A 16,164-nucleotide genomic window follows, 5' to 3' on the forward strand; every position below is an offset into this window, starting at 1 on the left:
GCTCGTTGGCAATCAGGTAGAGTGGGCGGTCCGCCGGCACCTGTTCTAGCGCATCGTGCCATTCGACCGGCAGGCCGCGCAGGCGGTTGGCCTGGAAGCTGCGCAGGGCCGCGCTGATCTCCACCAGGGCAACCGGCGCCAGCGCGTCCCGCGCCTCCGGCACCACCGCCAATGCCCGCCAGGCATCGGCCATGAGGGTGCCCTTGCCGGGCCCGATCTCGGCAAGCCGTGCCGGCCTCGGTCCCCCCTGGTCCAGCCAGCACTGCACCAGGGCCAGGCCCACCAGCTCGCCGAATACCTGGGAGATCTCCGGGGCGGTGACGAAGTCAGCGCCGATCGGCACCCGGGTCGCATAATAGCCGTGCCCCGGATGGTAGAGGCAGGCCTGCCACCACTCGTCCAGCCGGATCGGGCCTTCGGCCTCGATCCTGCGGCGCATGAGCTGGAGCAGCGGCTCGCTCATGCCGGACTGGCCACCCGCCGGGTGCGCAGCACCAGCCAGAGCCCGGCGAGCGCCACCGGGACCGACAGGAGCTGGCCCATGGTCAGCCCGCCCAGGAGGTAGCCCAGCTGTGCGTCAGGCTCGCGGGCGAACTCGACCACGAAGCGGGCGATGCCGTAGCCGAGCAGGAAGGTCCCGCCGATCACGCCGCGCTCCTCCAGCCGGCGTGGGCGGCGTGCCAGCCATTGCACGATCACCAGCAGGACCAGGCCCTCGAGGAGGGCCTCGTAGAGCTGGCTGGCGTGGCGCGGCTCCGGCCCGCCATGGGGGAAGATCACGCCGAACGGCAGGTCGGTGACCCGGCCATAGAGCTCGCCATTGATGAAGTTGGCGATCCGGCCGAACAGGAGGCCCAGAGGGGTCACCGCGGCGATCGCGTCCGCCACGTCCAGGAAGGGCACGCGGCGCGAGCGGGCGAACAGCGCCATCGCCACCAGCACGCCGATCAGCCCGCCATGGAAGGACATGCCGCCCTGCCAGACCATCAGGATCTGGGCGGGGTGCTCCAGGTAGGTCGGCAGGTTGTAGAACAGCACGTAGCCGAGCCGGCCGCCCAGGATCACGCCGAGCGTGATGTAGAACAGGAGGTCGTCCACGTCCTCGGGCGTGATCCGCCAGCCGGGCCGGGTCACCAGCCGCTTGGTCAGGAACCAGCCGAGCAGCAGGCCGCCGACATAGGCCAGCGCGTACCAGCGCAGCGCGAACGGGCCGATCTGGACGATCACGGGGTCGATCGGCGGGAAGGGGATGGCGAACAGGGGCGGCAAGGTTCGTTCCGGCAGGGCGGGTTCGGTTCGGTCATGGCTGCTCGGGCGGGCCCGTTCAAGCCACGGCCGCGCAACCGTGAGAGAGGGTAGGCTTTGCGCCTGTTAGGGGAAGTCCCATATAGCCCTTTGGATGGCACCGTCGCTGATGGAGGTTGGCATGCAGACCACGAGCCGGTTGTTCGATGACTTGGCCAAGGTGGCGAGCGGTGCGGTGAGCACGTTCGGAGCGGTCAAGGAGGAGATCGAGACCCGCGTCAAGGAGCGCGTGGAGCGGATGCTGGCGGACATGGACCTGCCGACCGCTGATGAGGTCGCAGCGATCCGCGCGATGGCGCAAAAGGCCCGCGAGGAGCAGGATATGCTGATGGAACGTATCGCGGCGCTGGAGGAACGTGTGGCAAAACTGGAGTCGTCTGCGGCCGAAATCGACTGAGGCGCGAAAAGACGACCTTCTGTGCGTTGCTGCGCTGCAACGCTTGGGGCATGCTGGGACTGAGCGCGCCCGCCGCCCAGATTTTTCACGGGCCGTCCTCGTCACAGGAAGGCCCCATCGTCAGGAGAAGCCATTGACGATCATGCGCTCCGAAGTGGCCGAAGACGACGACCTTGCGTCCAATCCACTGGAAATGATCGAACATCTCGCCCAGCTGCGCGAGTGGAACTGCGTCCGCAAGGACGACGACGAGCTGACCGTCGAGGTCGCGGGGTCGTGGTGCCGCTACCAGGTGATGGTCACCTGGAACCCGGACCTGTGGATCCTGCACTTCACCACGGCACTCGACCTCAAGGTTCCGGCCAAGAAGCGCGAGCAGATCCGCCAGCTCCTCGCACTCGCCAACGAGAAGCTGTGGCTGGGCCATTTCGACCTGTGGTCGGACGAGGATCTGCCGGTGTTCCGCCACGGCATGCTGGTACGCGAAAGTGCCTTGCCCTCGCTGGAGGTGATCGAGGACGTGATCGACATCTCGGTCGGCGAGTGCGAGCGGTTCTTCCCCGCCTTCCAGTTCGTCGTCTGGGGCGGCAAGAAGCCCGCCGAGGCGATGATGGCGGCGCTGCTGGAAACGGAGGGCGAGGCTTGAGCAGCGAGCGGCAGAACGCCCTGGCCGAGGCCAGGGTGCTGCTGGTGGGCTGTGGCAAGATGGGCTCGGCCATGCTGCATGGCTGGCTCGCGGCGGGGCTGGCCCCCGCCAACGCCTTCGTGGTCGAGCCCGGGCCCACGGCGGGCGTGCCGCGCGGGGTGACCTGGGTGTTCAAGGCCGAGGAACTGCCGGCCGACCTCCAGCCGGACGTGGTGGTGCTGGCGGTCAAGCCGCAGATGATGGATGCCGCGGCGCCCTCGTTCCGCCCCCTGGTCGGCAAGGGCGCCCTGGTCCTGTCGGTCGCGGCCGGCAAGACCATCGCGGCGTATGAAGCCTATTTCGGCGCGGCGACGCCGGTGGTGCGCGCCATGCCTAATACGCCCGCGGCGGTCGGCCGGGGTGCGAGCGTGCTGATCGCCAACGGCAATGTCAGCCAGGCGCAGCGCCAGCTCGCCGAGCAGATGCTCTGCGCGGTCGGCACGGTCGACTGGATCACGGACGAGGCGCTGATGCACGTCGTGACCGCCATGTCGGGCGGCGGGCCGGCCTATGTGTTCCTGCTGATCGAGACGCTGGCCGCTTCCGGTGCGAAATTGGGCCTGCCGGCAGATCTGGCAATGCGGCTGGCGCGTACCACTGTTTCAGGAAGCGGCGAGCTCGCCCGGCTGGCGCCCGAGCCGGCGGCGCAGCTTCGCCAGAATGTCACCAGCCCGAACGGGACCACCCAGGAAGCCCTGGCGGTCCTGATGGCCGAGGGTGGCATGCAGGATCTGTTCGACAAGGCGATCGCGGCGGCGGCCAGGCGCTCGATGGAGCTGGGCTGACCGCCCTCCCGGTCGGGAAGGAGTGGACATGGCCAGGAAACCCAGGAACACGCCGGAGGCGGAGCCGGTCACGCTGCGCGACCCGCTCGATACGGCACTCGGCATGATCGCCACCTCGGGGTGGCGCTCGTTCAGCTTGGTGGAGCTCGCCCGCGAGCTGGGCGTGCCGCTGGGCGAGGTGTACAGGCAGTTTCCCAGCCGGGCGGCGGTCCTGGACCGGCTGGGCCGGCGCCTGGACCAGCGCATGCTGGAACTGGCGGCCATCGACCTGGACGACATGAGCGTGCGCGAGCGGCTGTTCGAGCTGATCATGCGGCGCTTCGACGTGATGAAGCCCTACCGGGACGTGCTCGTCCGGCTGGCGAGGGAGAGCCGCGGCGATCTGGCGGTGGCGGGGGTAAGCCTCGGCAACATGACCCGCGCGGTTGGCAAGATCATCGATGCCGCCGGCATCCGCGGCCCGGGCTTGCTCCTCGCGCACAACGCGGTGAGCCTGCTCTACCTGCGCCTGGTCCGGATTTGGCTACAGGACGATGATCCGGAGCAGGCTCGCCTGCTGGCCGAGCTGGACAAGGGGCTGGCACGGCTGGAGGAAGGGGCGCGGCGACTGTGCCGGTTCATGCCCAGGCGGCGGGCAGCGGCTCCCGATGTCGCGGCAGCCTGACCATCGGACCATCGTTGTTGCGGCGCACAATCAACTTGACGCAGCTCTATCGCACTGCGAGATGAGCCGTCGTCGAGTTGACCGGCACGAAGCTTCTGGCGGAAGGTGATGTCATGGCCGAACCAAGTGCTCCGAAGACCATCAAGCCTGCCATCGGCGATAAGACCGCAGTGACTGCGGCAGGAACGGACACCGCCGTGGCAAGAGCCGACCAGGCCAAGGCAGTGGCTGACGAAGCAATCAAGGCAGGCAGCGCTTCGGCTGACGCGGCGGCAGGTGCGGTGCCCAAGGCGGCCAATCCGATGGCGGACATGTTCGACCAGCTGATCAAGGCGCAGACCGAGTTCGCGCAGCGGCTGGGCTTCGATCCCAAGGGCTTCGGCTTCGACCCGGTCCGGTTCGATCCGAGCAAGTTCGACGCGGGCAAGTTCGGCATGGACCAGGCGTTCGGCTCGGCCATGCCGCGGTTCGACCTGGTGCTGGCCCAGCACCAGAAGAATGTGGGCGCCTTCCTCAAGGCGCAGGCGGCGATGGTTGACGGCGCGCAGACCGTGTTCCAGCGGCAGCTCGCCCTGTTCCAGCAGACCATCACCGAGGCCACCACCCTCCTGCAGAACCTGCTGGCCGAGAAGGACAGCCGGATCGGCATCGAGAAGCAGGTGGATGCCTCGAAGCAGGCCTTCGAGAAGATCATCGCCGAGGCCCGGGACCTGGGCAACGTCGTCACCAGGTCGCACTCCGAGGCTTTCCAGCTCCTGAACGAGCGGGCGCTGGAGCAGATCGAAGAGATTAAGGCGGTCTACGAAAAGTCCGCTTGATTCCGTTTCCTTCCTATCGAACGCTCTCGAGGCGGCGGCCGGTTACCGGACGCCGCCTTTCTTTTATCGTGCGGAAGGCAGCGGCGTGACGATCAGCTTCGACGACTTCCTCAAGGTCGACATCCGGGTCGGCACCATCCTGCGCTGCGAGCCCAACGCCGCGGCGCGCAAGCCCGCCTACAAGCTCCTGATCGACTTCGGCGAGGAGATCGGCACCAGGACCAGCTCGGCCCAGCTGGTCGACCTTTACAGCGTCGACGAGCTGGTCGGCCGGCAGGTGGCGGCCGTGGTCAACTTCCCGCTGCGGCAGATCGCGAAAGTGGTTTCCGAGGTTCTGGTGTTGGGCTTTCCGGACGCGGAGGGGCGGGTGGTGCTGGCCGCGGTCGAGCGGCCGGTCCCGAATGGCGGCCGGCTTTACTGAACAGTCATGGAAAGCCGGGCGCGGCATACCGATGCCGGCAGCCAGCACCGCTGACGGTTCAAGGCAGCCGCACCGTGCCCGCCTCGGCCGCGATCGCCGCCACGCAACCGCGCAGGGCCGCCTCGATTGGCGCCGCCGGGGCCGCCTCGAACCGGTAGCGCGGCATGCTGACGCTGACACAGCCGAGCGGCCGCTGCTCGGGACCAGGGATGGCTTGGCCATAGCAGCAGATGTCCAGCTCGTTCTCCTGCCGGTCGATGGCGATCCCGGAGGCCCGGGTACGGCCGACCTCCTCCAGGAGCCGCGCCCGGTCCTGGATCGTGTGGGCCGTGCGGGCGGACAAGGTGAGACGCTCCACTAGCGCTGTCGCCTCGGCCTCCGGCAGGGCGGCCAGCCAAGCCTTGCCGACCGAGCTCGAGTGCAGGGCCACTTGCGTGCCGATCCGCGAGGTCATCCGCACCACCTGCCGCGATTCCAGCTTGTCGACATAGACCATGGCGTCGCCCGCCGGCACGGCGAGATGCACCGTCTCGTCGAACTGGTCCCGCAACGCCTGGAGATGCGGCCGGGCCAGGCGGCGCAGGTCGAGCCGGTCCCAGCTCTGCCAGGCAAGTGCCATCAGCCGGGTGCCGAGCGCATAGCGGCCGGAACCCATCACCTGCGCGACCATGCCTTCCGCTTCCAGCGCCGCCACGATCCGGTGCACGGTGGGCCGGGGCAGGCCGGTCAGCCGGGCCAGCGCCGCCACGCCGTGCTCACCCGGCGCGTCGGCGATCGCCTGGAGCACGCGCATGAACTTGCCGAAGGCGGCGGTGCCGGGCACCCCGCCGGCTGCCACCTGCGACGGGTCGGCCGCTTCCATCAGTAGGTCGCGCGGCCGCCGGACAGGTCGAACACCGCTCCGGTATTGAAGCTGCAGCTGGCCGAGCACAGCCAAAGCACCAGCTCCGCCACCTCCTCCGGCTCGCCCAAGCGGCGCAGCGGCGACTTGTCGATCATGGTCTGCACATGCGCCGGGCTCATCTGCTCCAGGATCGCGGTGCGGACCGCGGCGGGTGCCACGGCGTTCACCAGCACGCCGCTGCCGGCCAGCTCCTTGCCGAGCGACTTGGTGAGCGCGAGCACCCCGGCCTTGGCGGCGCTGTAGGCGCTGGCATTGGGCGTGCCTTCCTTGCCGGCTAGCGAGGCAATGTTGACGATCCGGCCCCAACCGTTCGCCCGCAGTGCCGGCACCGCCGCCTGGCAGACCAGGAAGGTGCCGGTCAGGTTGATGTCGACGATCCGCCGCCACGCTTCCTGCGGATATTCCTCGACCGGCACGGTCGGTCCGGCATAGCCGGCATTGTTCACCAGGATGTCGAGGCGGCCGCAGCGCTCCAGGGTGGTGGCCAGCGCTCGCTCGATCGAGGGCGGGTCGGTGACGTCGACGGCGAGCGTGTCGGGATCGGCCGCATCCGGCGGGTCCCGATCCCAGACCAGGACGCGGGCGCCGGCGGCACGCAGGCCAAAGGCGATGGCTTGGCCGATGCCGCGCGAGCCGCCGGTGACCACGGCGGCGAGCCCGGTCAGGTCATAGCCGGCGCGCCGGTCCGCCTCAGCGGATGAAGCGGTCGACATAGTCTTCGCCCAGGCCGACTTCCTTGTAGTGCTTGCGGCACATGTCGATCTTGGTGAACACGTCCTCGAAGCCGACATTGTTGCCCCAGGGATCGACGTAGTACATGCAGCCGTTCACCTGGAACAAGGTGATCATCTCCTCGACGTCCTCGTCGACCACCAGCGTGTGGGTCTCGCCGGGCGGCTCGAAGGCGTAGGAGCCCTCGGTCGCGACCCAGTCATGCTCCAGGTAGCGCCAGCTGCCCTTCAGCACGAAGGCATGGACCGGGTTGGGATGGCGGTGGCGGCTGAGGATGCCGGACTTGCGCACACGCAGGAGGTTCATCCAGTAGCCTGACGACCTGTTCAGGCAGAGCGGGCGGAACCATACATTCTCGGCCTGCGGCACCCAGATCCGCTCATCGTCCGGGATCGCGTTGGGCACGACCAAATCGGGCAGGATCTCGCTCGGCTGCGGCTTCTGGTAGGGCATCCGGCGGATGGTTTCGGGATCGAGGCCTGCGCCTGGAGCGGTGGCGTCCGACATGGAAGCTTCTTCCGTGTTGTCTACAGTATGGACATACCGTCCACACTGTGAGTGTCCGCACCGCAGGTCAGGCTGTCAAGCCGCCCCGCCCGGCGGTGGCCGGCGGACGAGCGCCGCCACCAGCAGGGCGCACATCGCCAGGAGCTGGAAGCCCGCGCCGGCCACATGCGAGTATTCCCACTCGCGGCGCAGGTGCTCCCAGTCGTCCGGCATCCTGGTCCAGTTTTCCGTCGCGACATTGGCGGGGTAGGTATAGATCCAGAAGACCGCCTGGGCGGCCAGCAGGCTGGCGATCGCGACGATGGCGAGCGTGGCGACACGCGGTTCGTGCCGCGAGAGCAGTGCTGCCAGGATCATCGCGAGGAGCTGGACGGCCAGCAGGTAGCCCAGCCGGTCCCAGCCCCGGTAGGCCTGCTGGACGATGAAATACTCGTCGCGCGGCAGGCCGATCTTGTTGGGCAGCTCCAGCGCATGAGCCAGGGCAGCGCCCAGGGCCAGCGCCGTCGCGAGCAGGGCGATGAACAGGATTACGTCCCGGACCAGTGCCGACCGGGTGCCATGGAAGGTCGGGGAAGTGGCCATGACGACCGAACATCGCATGGCCCCGCACGTTCCGGCTGGCGCGCCGTTCTTCAGACCGGTCTACGGTGCGACCGCGAAGCGCCGTTCCAGGCGATAGGGCTGCCCGTCGCGGACTACCTCGGCGCGGGCGGTCCAGCTGCCGGCGGGCCAGCCCTCGGGCGGGCGCTTGCGGCCGGCGAAGATCATGGTGCGGGCCTGATCGCGCGCCTGATCCTGCTCGTGACGGACGACCTCTCCGCCGCCCGGGTCGGTCAGGGTAATGGTGATCCGGTCGCCCCGGCGCAGCGAATAGCCGCCCAGGAACGCCACGATGGCCGGCGAGTCCGCCGTGAGCAGGGCGGTCTCCGCCCGGCCGTCCCAGACCGCCTCGCTGGTGATCGGGCCGTCGGCGATGCCCAGGACGCTGAGCGCCAGCGGTTGGTAGGCGCCGATACGTTCGGTGGCATCCGCACTCCAGAGCGTGGTGCCCGTCACCGTGCAGGCCTCCTCGGGCAGGGCGGCGTGGAACGGGTCGAGCTTCTGGCCGTCCTTGCGCACGCTCAGGTGGAGGTGGGGGAAGCTGGTCATGCCGGACAGGCCGACTAGGCCCAGCTTCTGGCCAGCCTGCACGGTGTCGCCCGGCCGGACGGCGACGCTGCCCTGGCGCAGGTGGCAGTACTGGGTCTCCCAGCCATCCGGGTGCACCACGACCATGCCGTTGCCGCAGTTGATGTCGGCGACCTGCTCCTTGCCGCCCTGCTCGACCGCGACGTCGCGCACCCCGTCGCGCACCCGCGCCACCACGCCGTCCGCCGCGGCCAGTACCTCGACCCCGGCCCGCATGGCGGCACCGTCGCGCACGGCGAAGTCGATGCCGTCATGGCCGTCATAGCTCATCGGGCCGCAAAAACTGTCCGCCACGCCCGGACCCGGGTCATGGTCGACATAGTGGACGATCCAGCAGTCCGTGCCAGGTGTGCAGGCGATCGGCAGGTCGAGCTCCAGCGCCGCGGCAGGCAGGCCCAGGGTCAGCGGCAGCAGGGCCGCCAGAAAGGCCGGCCGCCTCATGCCGGTGCCGCGCCCAGCTCGTAGAACACGAACTTGGCGGCGCCGTAGCGGCGCACGTCGTCCACGTGGAAGCCCTCCAGCTCCGGCGGGTCCTCCTTGCGCCCGATCTCCGCCACGATCAGCACGCCCGTATCCAGCCAGCCGCCCGCCATCAGCGCGTGGACGGTCGGCACCACGAGATCCTTGCCATAAGGCGGGTCGAGCAGCACCAGGCGGTAGGGCTGGTCGGCCGCTCCCAGCTTCGCGGCATTGGCACGCAGGATCCGGCTGCGCCCGGTCTCCTTGCAGGCCCGGACGTTGCGCTTGGTGATCGCCAGTGCCTCGGGATCCTGGTCCACGAAGGTGACGTGCGCGGCACCGCGCGACAGCGCCTCCAGCCCGAGCGCGCCGGTGCCGCAGAACAGGTCGAGCACGGTGGCATCGAGCAGGGCCTGGCGCGAGTTCAGCATGCTGAACAGGGCCTCGCGTGCCCGGTCCGAGGTCGGGCGGACCGCGTCGCCGGGAAACTCCTCCAGGCGGCGGCCGCGATGCCGGCCGGCGATGATCCTCATGCCCGCCTCGTCCGGTCACGGCGCACTGGCTTCGGCGCACCGCCGCCCAGCTGCTCGCGCACCACGCGCGGGTTGACCTCCTCGACCTCGCCGCGCGGCAACTGGCCCAACTGGAACGGTCCGTACGCCACCCGGATCAGCCGGCTGACCGGATGGCCGATATGCTCCATCACCCGGCGCACCTCCCGGTTCTTGCCTTCCTTCAGGGACACCATGATCCAGGTGTTGTCGCCCTGTTCCCGGTCGATCGTAACCTGGATCGGCCCATAGGTGATGCCATCGATCGTGATCCCGGCGAGTAGCCGGGCGAGCTGGTCGGGCTCGGGCAGCCGGTGGACGCGGGCACGGTAGCGCCGAGTCCAGCCGGTGGACGGCAACTCCAGCTTGCGCTTGAGCTCGCCGTCATTGGTGAGCAGGAGCAGGCCCTCCGAGCCGATGTCCAGCCGGCCGACCGGGACGAGACGCGGCAGGCCTGGCGGCAGGCGGTCGTAGATGGTCGGCCGGCCCTCGGGGTCGCGCGCGCTGGTGAGCACGCCGCGCGGCTTGTGGAAGCGGAACAGCCGGGTGGGCTCCGCGGCTGGCAGAGGCTGGCCGTTCACCACGATCCAGTCGTCCGGCCCGACATTGAGGGCCGGCGAGGACAGGATCTTGCCGTTCACCGCGACCTTGCCCTCGGCGATCAGCCGCTCGGCATCCCGCCGCGAGCAGACCCCGGCCCGTGCGATCCGCTTGGCGATGCGCTCGCCCGCCGGCACCTCGCTCATCGCGGCTCGTCCCGCGCCTGCCGCTCCCGAGCAGCCTCAACGAAGCTGCGGAAGATCAGGCCGTCGCCCGGCGAGATGGCGTATTCCGGATGCCACTGCACGCCCAGGAGGAAGCGCCGTTCCGGATCCTCGATCGCCTCGACCACCCCGTCCGGCGCCCAGCCGCTGACCAGGAGGCCGGGTGCTGGCTGCTCGACCGCCTGATGGTGGGCGCTGTTGACCGGCAGCGTGGTGGTACCGGTGATCCGGTGCAGGAGGCTGTCGGGCAGCACCTCGACCGGGTGGCCGGACTCGGTGCGCGGGTTCGGCTGCTCGTGGGCGAGCGCGTCTGGCACCGCGTCGGGGATGTGCTGGATCAGCGTGCCGCCGAGCACGACGTTGAGGAGCTGCTGGCCGCCGCAGATGCCCAGCACCGGCAGGTCACGGGCGAGCGCCGCCTCGGTGATCGCCCACTCGAAGCGGGTGCGCCGGTCCTTGGTGGTCACGGTGGCGTGGGTCGATCCCGCGCCATAGAGGGCGGGGTCGACGTCGAAGGCACCGCCGGTGACCACCAGCCCGTCCAGGGTCTGGGCGTAGTGTTCCGCGAGCTCCGGCTCGTGCGGCAGGGCCACGGGCAGGCCCCCGGCTTCGGTCACGGCGGAGAGATAGTTCTGGCGCAGCGCGTACCAGGGCAGCTTGGACCAGCCGCCGGCGGGCTCGGCATCCAGGGTCAGCCCGATCAGCGGGCGGCGCGAAGCAGCGGTCATTTAAAATCCCGATCAGGCACCGGCCGGGATATGCGCCGCATCGGCCTCGTCCCGCAAGGAGGCGCGCTCCAGGCCCTGGTCGATCCGCTCGCAGAACCGGCGCAGGTTCGGGAAGTCCTCGGTGATCCGGCGCAGCTCCGTGTCCAGCGGGACCAGCAGGATGTTGGCGAGAAAGCCATAGGCCACCGCGTCGATGGTCGTGGTCTGCTCGCCCATGAAGAAGCGCTTGGTGCCCAGCATGATCGAGGCGGCGGCCAGGTCCTCGCGCGCCATGGCGTAGATCTCGCGCTGCGAATGCCGGCCGATGCCCTGGCGGTGCAGGTCCCGGCGGATCCGGCGGCGCAGCAATGGTCCCGCCAGCCAGTGGACCGGCGGCGGGAACAGGCCCCGGATCACCTGGCGCATCGCCGCCCAGCCGTCCGGGTCGATCCAGCGGGCGTAGACCAGGATGCCGTAGAGGTGCTCCTCGAACAGGCGCTGCAGGGCCAGGCTCTCGGCCAGCTGGCGCGCATCCAGCCACGCGTCCGGATCGATCAGCCGGCTGCGCTTCAGGTGCTCGATGATCAGGCCGCTGTCGCCGATCCGCCGGCTGTTCTCGATGACATAGGGCAGCTTGCCCTTGGGCGAGAAGCCGGGGTTGCGCTGGTAGCGCACCGTGTAGGGGACGCGGGCCAGGCGCAGCCAGGTCTCGAGCTTGAGGGTGAACGGGCTGAAGTTGCGCCCCCAGACCGGCGGGAACTGGACCAGGACCAGCGGCGAGTGGAGTGCCGCCGGTGTGCGCACCACAGCTTCCGGCTGATCCTCCGCCACGGCCTCGTCCGCCATCACCCGCGCCTGCCAGATCCCACCATCGCGCCGATCGCGACCGCACCCGGCAGGGCCACGGCGGCGAGCGCAGCGTAGGCGGGGCCGAACCCGCCGGCAAGCGAGGCCACCAGGGCGAACAGGAGCGGGCCCGTCACGATGCCGCTATAGGTGAAGAGCTGGGCGCCGCCGGTGGCGGCGGCCGCGTCGTCGGGCCGGACGATCCGGACGATCTCGGCGAAGAACACGCCGTTCCAGGCCAGTGACGTGGCGCCGAACCCGGTCGATAGGAGGATCATGGCGAACAACGGCCAGCCGGGCGTGAGCAGGGCTGTCAGGAGGCCCATGATCGAGCCCAGCACGCCGATCAGGCAGAGCGTCCAGCCGGCCCGGCCGGTCCGGTCGGCGAGCCTGCCCCAGAGCGGCCTGGCCACGGCACCACCGATCTGCGAGCAGGCGAACACCTGGCCCGCCTGGACCAGGGACAGGCTGCCGTTCAGCACCAGATGGGCGGTGAGGAAGGTCGACAGGCAGAGCTGCAGGGCGGCCAGCGCGAAGGAGCCCATGGCCAGCACCAGGAGCGGGCGGTGCCGGCGCAGGAGCTGGACGCCGCCCGCCTGGCGCTGGCCCGCGGATCGTTCCGCCTTGAGGCTGCGCAGGGCCTCGCCTGCGAACGGGACGACCAGCAGCAGCCCCGCCGCGGCGATGCCCAGCAGGGTCGCCTGCCAGCCGAACGCGTGGGCGAGAGGCGGGGCCAGGAAGCCGCCCAGCGCCGTGCCGATTGGCACCCCGGTCTGCTTGACCGAGAACACCCAGCCTCGCCGCTCAGGACGCGTCACCCGGACCAGCAGGGCGGACGCAGTGGGATTGACCAAGCCATAGCCGAAGCCCGCCAGCAGCACGGCGGGTGGGAGCAGCCAGAACTGGGCGGAGGCCAGCAGGGCGATGCCGGCGGCGATCAGCAGGATCGAGCCCAGGCTGCCGGCAAAGGCGCCGACCTGCCGGGTGACCCGACCGGCTAGGCCCGACCCCAGAATGGCGCCGGTGAACAGGGTCGCGGTGTAGAGGCCGGCCACCACCGGCTCCAGGCCGAGATCGGCCGCGATCTCGGTCGCCAGTACCGGGACAGCGAAGATGGCGAGGGCCGCCAGCACCTGGACCAGGAAGGTCTGCCACAGGACCGCCCGGGCCAGCCGCGGGTCGAGCGCGGCGCTCACTTCGCCGGAACGGATCAGCGCGACAGGCCGCGGGCGGCCAAGGCTTCCAGATAGGCCGGCCAGAGTCGGTCCTGCTCCACGCCCAGGCGGTAGAGCGCCGGCCAGGCATAGATCCCGGTGGTGTGGCCGTCGGAGAATACCAGCCGGACCGCGTAGTTGCCGACCGGGTCGACCCCGGTGATCGTCACCTCACGCTTGCCCGGCACGATCACCTTCTGGCTGGGGCCATGGCCCTGCACTTCCGCCGACGGGCTCTCCACCCGCAGATACTCGGCCGGCAGCAGGAAGCTCCGCCCATCGTCGAAATCGACCTCGATCGCCCGCGCGCCTGGGGTGACGCGGATCTCGACCGGCCAAGGGCCAGAGCTCATGGCCGCAGCTCGGCCGGGACCGGCGGGTGCGGATCGTCCTCGATCCGCCGGGCCTCGTCGACCAGCATGATCGGGATGCCGTCGCGGATAGGGAAGGCCAGGCCGGCCTTGTCGCTGATCAGCTCGCCGGCGGCACGGTCGTAGCGCAGCGGCGACTTGGTGAGCGGGCAGACCAGGATAGCCAGGAGCTGCGGATCGACCGGCGCTGCGGCCGGCTGGGGCGGGGGTACTGGGGCCACGGGCATCGGAAGCGGGCCTTCTTGGTCAGTGCATCTGGGTGGGCGCGCCGCCAGGCGTGGTGCGCGCGTCCATCTGCATGAGTGCGGTCAGGATCTCGGTCTGCCGGTTGAGGTCGGGCGCTTCCAGCAGGGCCTGCTTCTCCGACGGCTCGAACGGGCAGATCATCGCGAGCGAGGTAACCAGCCCGGACATCGGCGCCTGCTCGATGCCGGACCATTCGGCGGACAGCTCGTGGGCGTCCAGGAACTGCCGGAGTGCCTCCAGCAGTGCCGTGCGCAGGGCTCCCGAAGGCTCGACCGGCTCCAGGTCGCCCATCCACCGGTTGAAGTCGGCACGCACCTGCCGGTACGGCGTGCCGCAGTCCAGCTCCTCGACCACGTCGAACCGGCAAACGCCGGTGAGCGCGATCAGGAAGCGGCCGTCGTCGGTTTCCTCGAAATGGGTGATCCGCCCAGCACAGCCGATCCCGTAGATCTGCGGCGTCGGCTCGCGCTCCTGGTCCGGCCGGGGCTGGACCATGCCGATGATCTTGTGGGTCTGCATGGCGTCGCGGACCATCGCGAGATAGCGCGGCTCGAAGATGTTGAGCGGCAGGTTGCCGCCCGGCAGCAGGAGGGCGCCGGTGAGCGGGAACACCGGGAAGTGGACCGGCAGGCTCTCGACCGACAGCGCCATCAGGAGAACAGCACCGAGCTCAGCTGACGGCGGCCCTTGAGCGTGGCGGGATGCTGCAGGCCCAGCACGTCGAAGAACTTCACGAGCTGCTTGCGCGCACGTTCGTCCTCCCAGGCGCGGTCGCGGCGGATCACGGTCAGGAGCTGGTCGATCGCCTGCTCGACCTGGCCGCGCAGGAACATCAGCGTCGCCAGCTTGCAGCGCGCGTCATGGTCATTGGGATCGGCCTCGACCCTGGCGGCCAGGGCCACCGGATCGCCGAGCTCGCCCGATTCCTTGGCCAGCGCCAGGGCGGCCTTGGCCCCGGTGATCTCGGCATTGTTGGCGAGCGCGACCGGCACCTGGCCCAGCACCTCCTCGGCACTGGCGAAGTCGCCGAGCGTCACCATGCTGCGGGCGAGGCCGCCCAGTGCCGTGGCATTTTCCGGCTCGAGCTGGAGGATCTGGCTGTAGAGGGCAGCGGCACCCTGCACGTCGCCCGCCTCGGCCATGGACTTGGCCTCGGCGAGTGCCGCCTGCACCTCGTCCTCGCCGCCGGCACCACCGGCGGCACCGCCGGCCATCTTCAGGAGCTGGTCGACCAGCGCCTTGATCTGGCTCTCCGGCTGGGCACCCTGGAAGCCGGTGACCGGCTGGCCGCCGACGAAGGCATAGACGGTAGGCACCGACTGGATGCGGAACTGCTGGGCCAGCTCCGGATTCTTGTCGATGTCGATCTTGACCAGCCGGACCTTACCGCGGCCAGCGCGGACCACCTTCTCGAGCGTGGGCGTCAGCTGCTTGCACGGGCCGCACCAGGTTGCCCAGAAGTCGACCAGGACCGGCACGGGCGACTGGATGACGTCCTTGGCGAAGGTCGCGATGCTGCCTTCGACGATCCAGTCGTCGCCGCTTGATTGTGCGGGTGCCGGAGCCGTACCGGTGCCGAACAACGCCATGACGCCTCACCAGGGAAGGGACCAAAAAGCCAGGGGCTACGGGCCATGCCCGTGCCGCGCTCCTGGAAGATGGCCGCGTCCAGGAGGTGATACAAGGGTTCCGCAATCGGTGCGAAGAAGGGCTTGCAGGCCCCGGATTTTCCGTCTAATCACCGCGCCACCCAAGGACGCGGGCGTAGCTCAGGGGTAGAGCACAACCTTGCCAAGGTTGGGGTCGAGGGTTCGAATCCCTTCGCCCGCTCCATCATCTCTCCGAGACCACCATTGGCATGTGTGACGCGGCGAAAGCTGAGCTGGCTGCTTGGTGGCTGCTTTCCTCATCTGTCGTTGTTGCGGGCTGGCATTGCCGGCCGGTCGCATCATGTCGTGCCGCTGCTGACGGTGATTTCAGCCGCCGGATGCGGCCGACTTCGGGTCCGGCTCCCAGCCAAACACGCTGCGGCCGCCCAGCGCATGTGAGCGCTGGCGCTCGCCGGCCGTGAACGCCGGCAGGGAGGGGCCGGTGGCGCTCCGCTCCAGCGCCTGGGCCTGGCGGTCCAGCCGGGCCAGTGCCTCCAGCCGCTCGTCATTGCCGAGCCTGGCCCGGGCCACCGCATCCTTCATGACCGTGATGGTCTGGTCGTACACCCGGGTGGGCACGGGGTAGGGGTGGCGGTCCTTGCCGCCATGGGTCAGCGAGAAGCGGGCGGGGTCGGCAAAGCGGCAGGGCGCGCCATGCACGACTTCCGCGACCATGGCCAGGGCCGCCACGGTGCGGGCACCCACGCCCGGAACCAGCAGCAGATCGGCGAAGTCCACCGGGCTCCGGTCGGCCGCGGCGGCGAGCGCGCCATGCAGGCGGCGGATCAGCACGTCTTTTGGCCGCACGTCATGGTGCTCCGGCATGACCAGATGGGGCAGGGTCGGCGCCTCTGGCGGCGGTGCCGGACGGGCGGGCCGGCTCTGGAGCATGGTGGCCTCGCGGGCGATGCGCTCCGGTCCCAGTTCCTGGAGCAGCCCGATCTGGTGCCG

At 69.7% G+C, this 16,164-nt stretch carries 23 protein-coding genes and 1 tRNA gene; 7 read left to right on the plus strand and 17 right to left on the minus strand.

Features of this window, described 5'->3' with window-relative positions:
- Together EQG76_RS32230 and lgt are read right to left on the minus strand one after the other, a co-directional pair.
- Positions 1 to 463, minus strand: a 463-nt coding sequence (locus EQG76_RS32230) for an SAM-dependent methyltransferase (protein WP_235031370.1), incomplete at its 3' end; no start/stop codon positions are given.
- Complete coding sequence (gene lgt, locus EQG76_RS14360) at positions 460 to 1,269, minus strand: prolipoprotein diacylglyceryl transferase (protein ID WP_331463773.1); 810 nt, start codon at positions 1,267 to 1,269, stop codon at positions 460 to 462. The genes EQG76_RS32230 and lgt, both read right to left, overlap by 4 nt.
- Before the next feature lie 157 nt (positions 1,270 to 1,426).
- Between lgt and EQG76_RS14365 the strand changes: the two genes are divergently transcribed.
- From EQG76_RS14365 to EQG76_RS14390, 6 genes are all read left to right on the plus strand, one after another.
- On the plus strand, positions 1,427 to 1,702 hold the full coding sequence (locus EQG76_RS14365; RefSeq protein WP_159714622.1) for an accessory factor UbiK family protein: 276 nt from the start codon (positions 1,427 to 1,429) through the stop codon (positions 1,700 to 1,702).
- Positions 1,703 to 1,844: 142 nt separating this feature from the next.
- Positions 1,845 to 2,348, plus strand: a complete 504-nt coding sequence (locus tag EQG76_RS32235) for a type III secretion system chaperone family protein (RefSeq protein WP_159714625.1) — start codon at positions 1,845 to 1,847, stop codon at positions 2,346 to 2,348.
- Positions 2,345 to 3,172 carry a pyrroline-5-carboxylate reductase gene (gene proC / locus EQG76_RS14375; RefSeq protein WP_255476529.1) on the plus strand — a complete coding sequence of 276 codons (828 nt, stop codon included), beginning with the start codon at positions 2,345 to 2,347 and terminating at the stop codon, positions 3,170 to 3,172. Before EQG76_RS32235 ends, proC begins: the two co-directional genes overlap by 4 nt.
- 28 nt (positions 3,173 to 3,200) lie before the next feature.
- Positions 3,201 to 3,836, plus strand: coding sequence for a TetR/AcrR family transcriptional regulator (locus tag EQG76_RS14380; protein WP_159714631.1), 636 nt, complete (start codon positions 3,201 to 3,203; stop codon positions 3,834 to 3,836).
- A gap of 197 nt (positions 3,837 to 4,033) precedes the next feature.
- Positions 4,034 to 4,654 (plus strand): phasin family protein, encoded by a 621-nt coding sequence (locus EQG76_RS14385; protein WP_159714634.1) that lies wholly within the window; start codon positions 4,034 to 4,036, stop codon positions 4,652 to 4,654.
- A gap of 85 nt (positions 4,655 to 4,739) precedes the next feature.
- Positions 4,740 to 5,075, plus strand: coding sequence for a tRNA-binding protein (locus EQG76_RS14390; RefSeq protein WP_159714637.1), 336 nt, complete (start codon positions 4,740 to 4,742; stop codon positions 5,073 to 5,075).
- Positions 5,076 to 5,133: 58 nt separating this feature from the next.
- On the opposite strand, the gene EQG76_RS14395 is transcribed toward EQG76_RS14390, so the two are convergent.
- The 14 genes from EQG76_RS14395 to trxA all read right to left on the minus strand — a co-directional run bounded on the left by EQG76_RS14395 (position 5,134) and on the right by trxA (position 15,153).
- Positions 5,134 to 5,937: an IclR family transcriptional regulator gene (locus tag EQG76_RS14395; RefSeq protein ID WP_159714640.1), complete on the minus strand. Its 804-nt coding sequence runs from the start codon at positions 5,935 to 5,937 to the stop codon at positions 5,134 to 5,136.
- Positions 5,937 to 6,692 (minus strand): SDR family NAD(P)-dependent oxidoreductase, encoded by a 756-nt coding sequence (locus EQG76_RS14400; protein ID WP_159714643.1) that lies wholly within the window; start codon positions 6,690 to 6,692, stop codon positions 5,937 to 5,939. The genes EQG76_RS14395 and EQG76_RS14400 overlap by 1 nt, the downstream gene beginning before the upstream one ends.
- Positions 6,670 to 7,218 (minus strand): 2,4'-dihydroxyacetophenone dioxygenase family protein, encoded by a 549-nt coding sequence (locus EQG76_RS14405; RefSeq protein WP_159714646.1) that lies wholly within the window; start codon positions 7,216 to 7,218, stop codon positions 6,670 to 6,672. The genes EQG76_RS14400 and EQG76_RS14405 overlap by 23 nt, the downstream gene beginning before the upstream one ends.
- Before the next feature lie 75 nt (positions 7,219 to 7,293).
- Positions 7,294 to 7,800, minus strand: a complete 507-nt coding sequence (locus EQG76_RS14410; protein ID WP_200840823.1) for a hypothetical protein — start codon at positions 7,798 to 7,800, stop codon at positions 7,294 to 7,296.
- Between the two features lie 60 nt (positions 7,801 to 7,860).
- Positions 7,861 to 8,847: a M23 family metallopeptidase gene (locus tag EQG76_RS14415; protein WP_159714649.1), complete on the minus strand. Its 987-nt coding sequence runs from the start codon at positions 8,845 to 8,847 to the stop codon at positions 7,861 to 7,863.
- Positions 8,844 to 9,398 (minus strand): 16S rRNA (guanine(966)-N(2))-methyltransferase RsmD, encoded by a 555-nt coding sequence (gene rsmD / locus EQG76_RS14420; protein WP_159714652.1) that lies wholly within the window; start codon positions 9,396 to 9,398, stop codon positions 8,844 to 8,846. Before rsmD ends, EQG76_RS14415 begins: the two co-directional genes overlap by 4 nt.
- Positions 9,395 to 10,162, minus strand: a complete 768-nt coding sequence (locus tag EQG76_RS14425; protein ID WP_159714655.1) for a pseudouridine synthase — start codon at positions 10,160 to 10,162, stop codon at positions 9,395 to 9,397. Before EQG76_RS14425 ends, rsmD begins: the two co-directional genes overlap by 4 nt.
- Entirely contained in the window at positions 10,159 to 10,908 is a 750-nt protein-coding gene (locus tag EQG76_RS14430) for a gamma-glutamyl-gamma-aminobutyrate hydrolase family protein (RefSeq protein WP_159714658.1), read from the minus strand. The genes EQG76_RS14425 and EQG76_RS14430 overlap by 4 nt, the downstream gene beginning before the upstream one ends.
- Positions 10,909 to 10,920: 12 nt before the next feature.
- The gene (locus tag EQG76_RS14435; protein ID WP_159714661.1) at positions 10,921 to 11,733 is read right to left on the minus strand and encodes a glutathione S-transferase family protein; all 813 of its coding nucleotides are present in this window, start codon (positions 11,731 to 11,733) and stop codon (positions 10,921 to 10,923) included.
- Positions 11,733 to 12,929, minus strand: a complete 1,197-nt coding sequence (locus tag EQG76_RS14440) for an MFS transporter (protein ID WP_159714664.1) — start codon at positions 12,927 to 12,929, stop codon at positions 11,733 to 11,735. Before EQG76_RS14440 ends, EQG76_RS14435 begins: the two co-directional genes overlap by 1 nt.
- A 14-nt stretch (positions 12,930 to 12,943) precedes the next feature.
- The gene (locus EQG76_RS14445; protein ID WP_159714667.1) at positions 12,944 to 13,300 is read right to left on the minus strand and encodes a gamma-butyrobetaine hydroxylase-like domain-containing protein; all 357 of its coding nucleotides are present in this window, start codon (positions 13,298 to 13,300) and stop codon (positions 12,944 to 12,946) included.
- The gene (locus EQG76_RS14450) at positions 13,297 to 13,545 is read right to left on the minus strand and encodes a Trm112 family protein (protein WP_159714670.1); all 249 of its coding nucleotides are present in this window, start codon (positions 13,543 to 13,545) and stop codon (positions 13,297 to 13,299) included. The genes EQG76_RS14445 and EQG76_RS14450 overlap by 4 nt, the downstream gene beginning before the upstream one ends.
- A 19-nt stretch (positions 13,546 to 13,564) precedes the next feature.
- Positions 13,565 to 14,215, minus strand: coding sequence for an LON peptidase substrate-binding domain-containing protein (locus EQG76_RS14455; RefSeq protein ID WP_159714672.1), 651 nt, complete (start codon positions 14,213 to 14,215; stop codon positions 13,565 to 13,567).
- Positions 14,215 to 15,153, minus strand: a complete 939-nt coding sequence (gene trxA, locus EQG76_RS14460) for a thioredoxin (protein WP_159714674.1) — start codon at positions 15,151 to 15,153, stop codon at positions 14,215 to 14,217. The genes EQG76_RS14455 and trxA overlap by 1 nt, the downstream gene beginning before the upstream one ends.
- 169 nt (positions 15,154 to 15,322) lie before the next feature.
- Here trxA and EQG76_RS14465 point away from each other — a divergent pair.
- A tRNA-Gly gene (locus EQG76_RS14465) sits at positions 15,323 to 15,397 on the plus strand.
- Positions 15,398 to 15,540: 143 nt separating this feature from the next.
- Here the strand turns inward: EQG76_RS14465 and EQG76_RS14470 are convergent.
- Positions 15,541 to 16,164, minus strand: a 624-nt coding sequence (locus EQG76_RS14470) for a DUF763 domain-containing protein (RefSeq protein ID WP_159714676.1), incomplete at its 5' end; no start/stop codon positions are given.

Origin of the sequence: Geminicoccus flavidas, assembly GCF_009806515.1 — a bacterium.
GTDB classification, from domain to species: Bacteria; Pseudomonadota; Alphaproteobacteria; order Geminicoccales; family Geminicoccaceae; genus Geminicoccus; species Geminicoccus flavidus.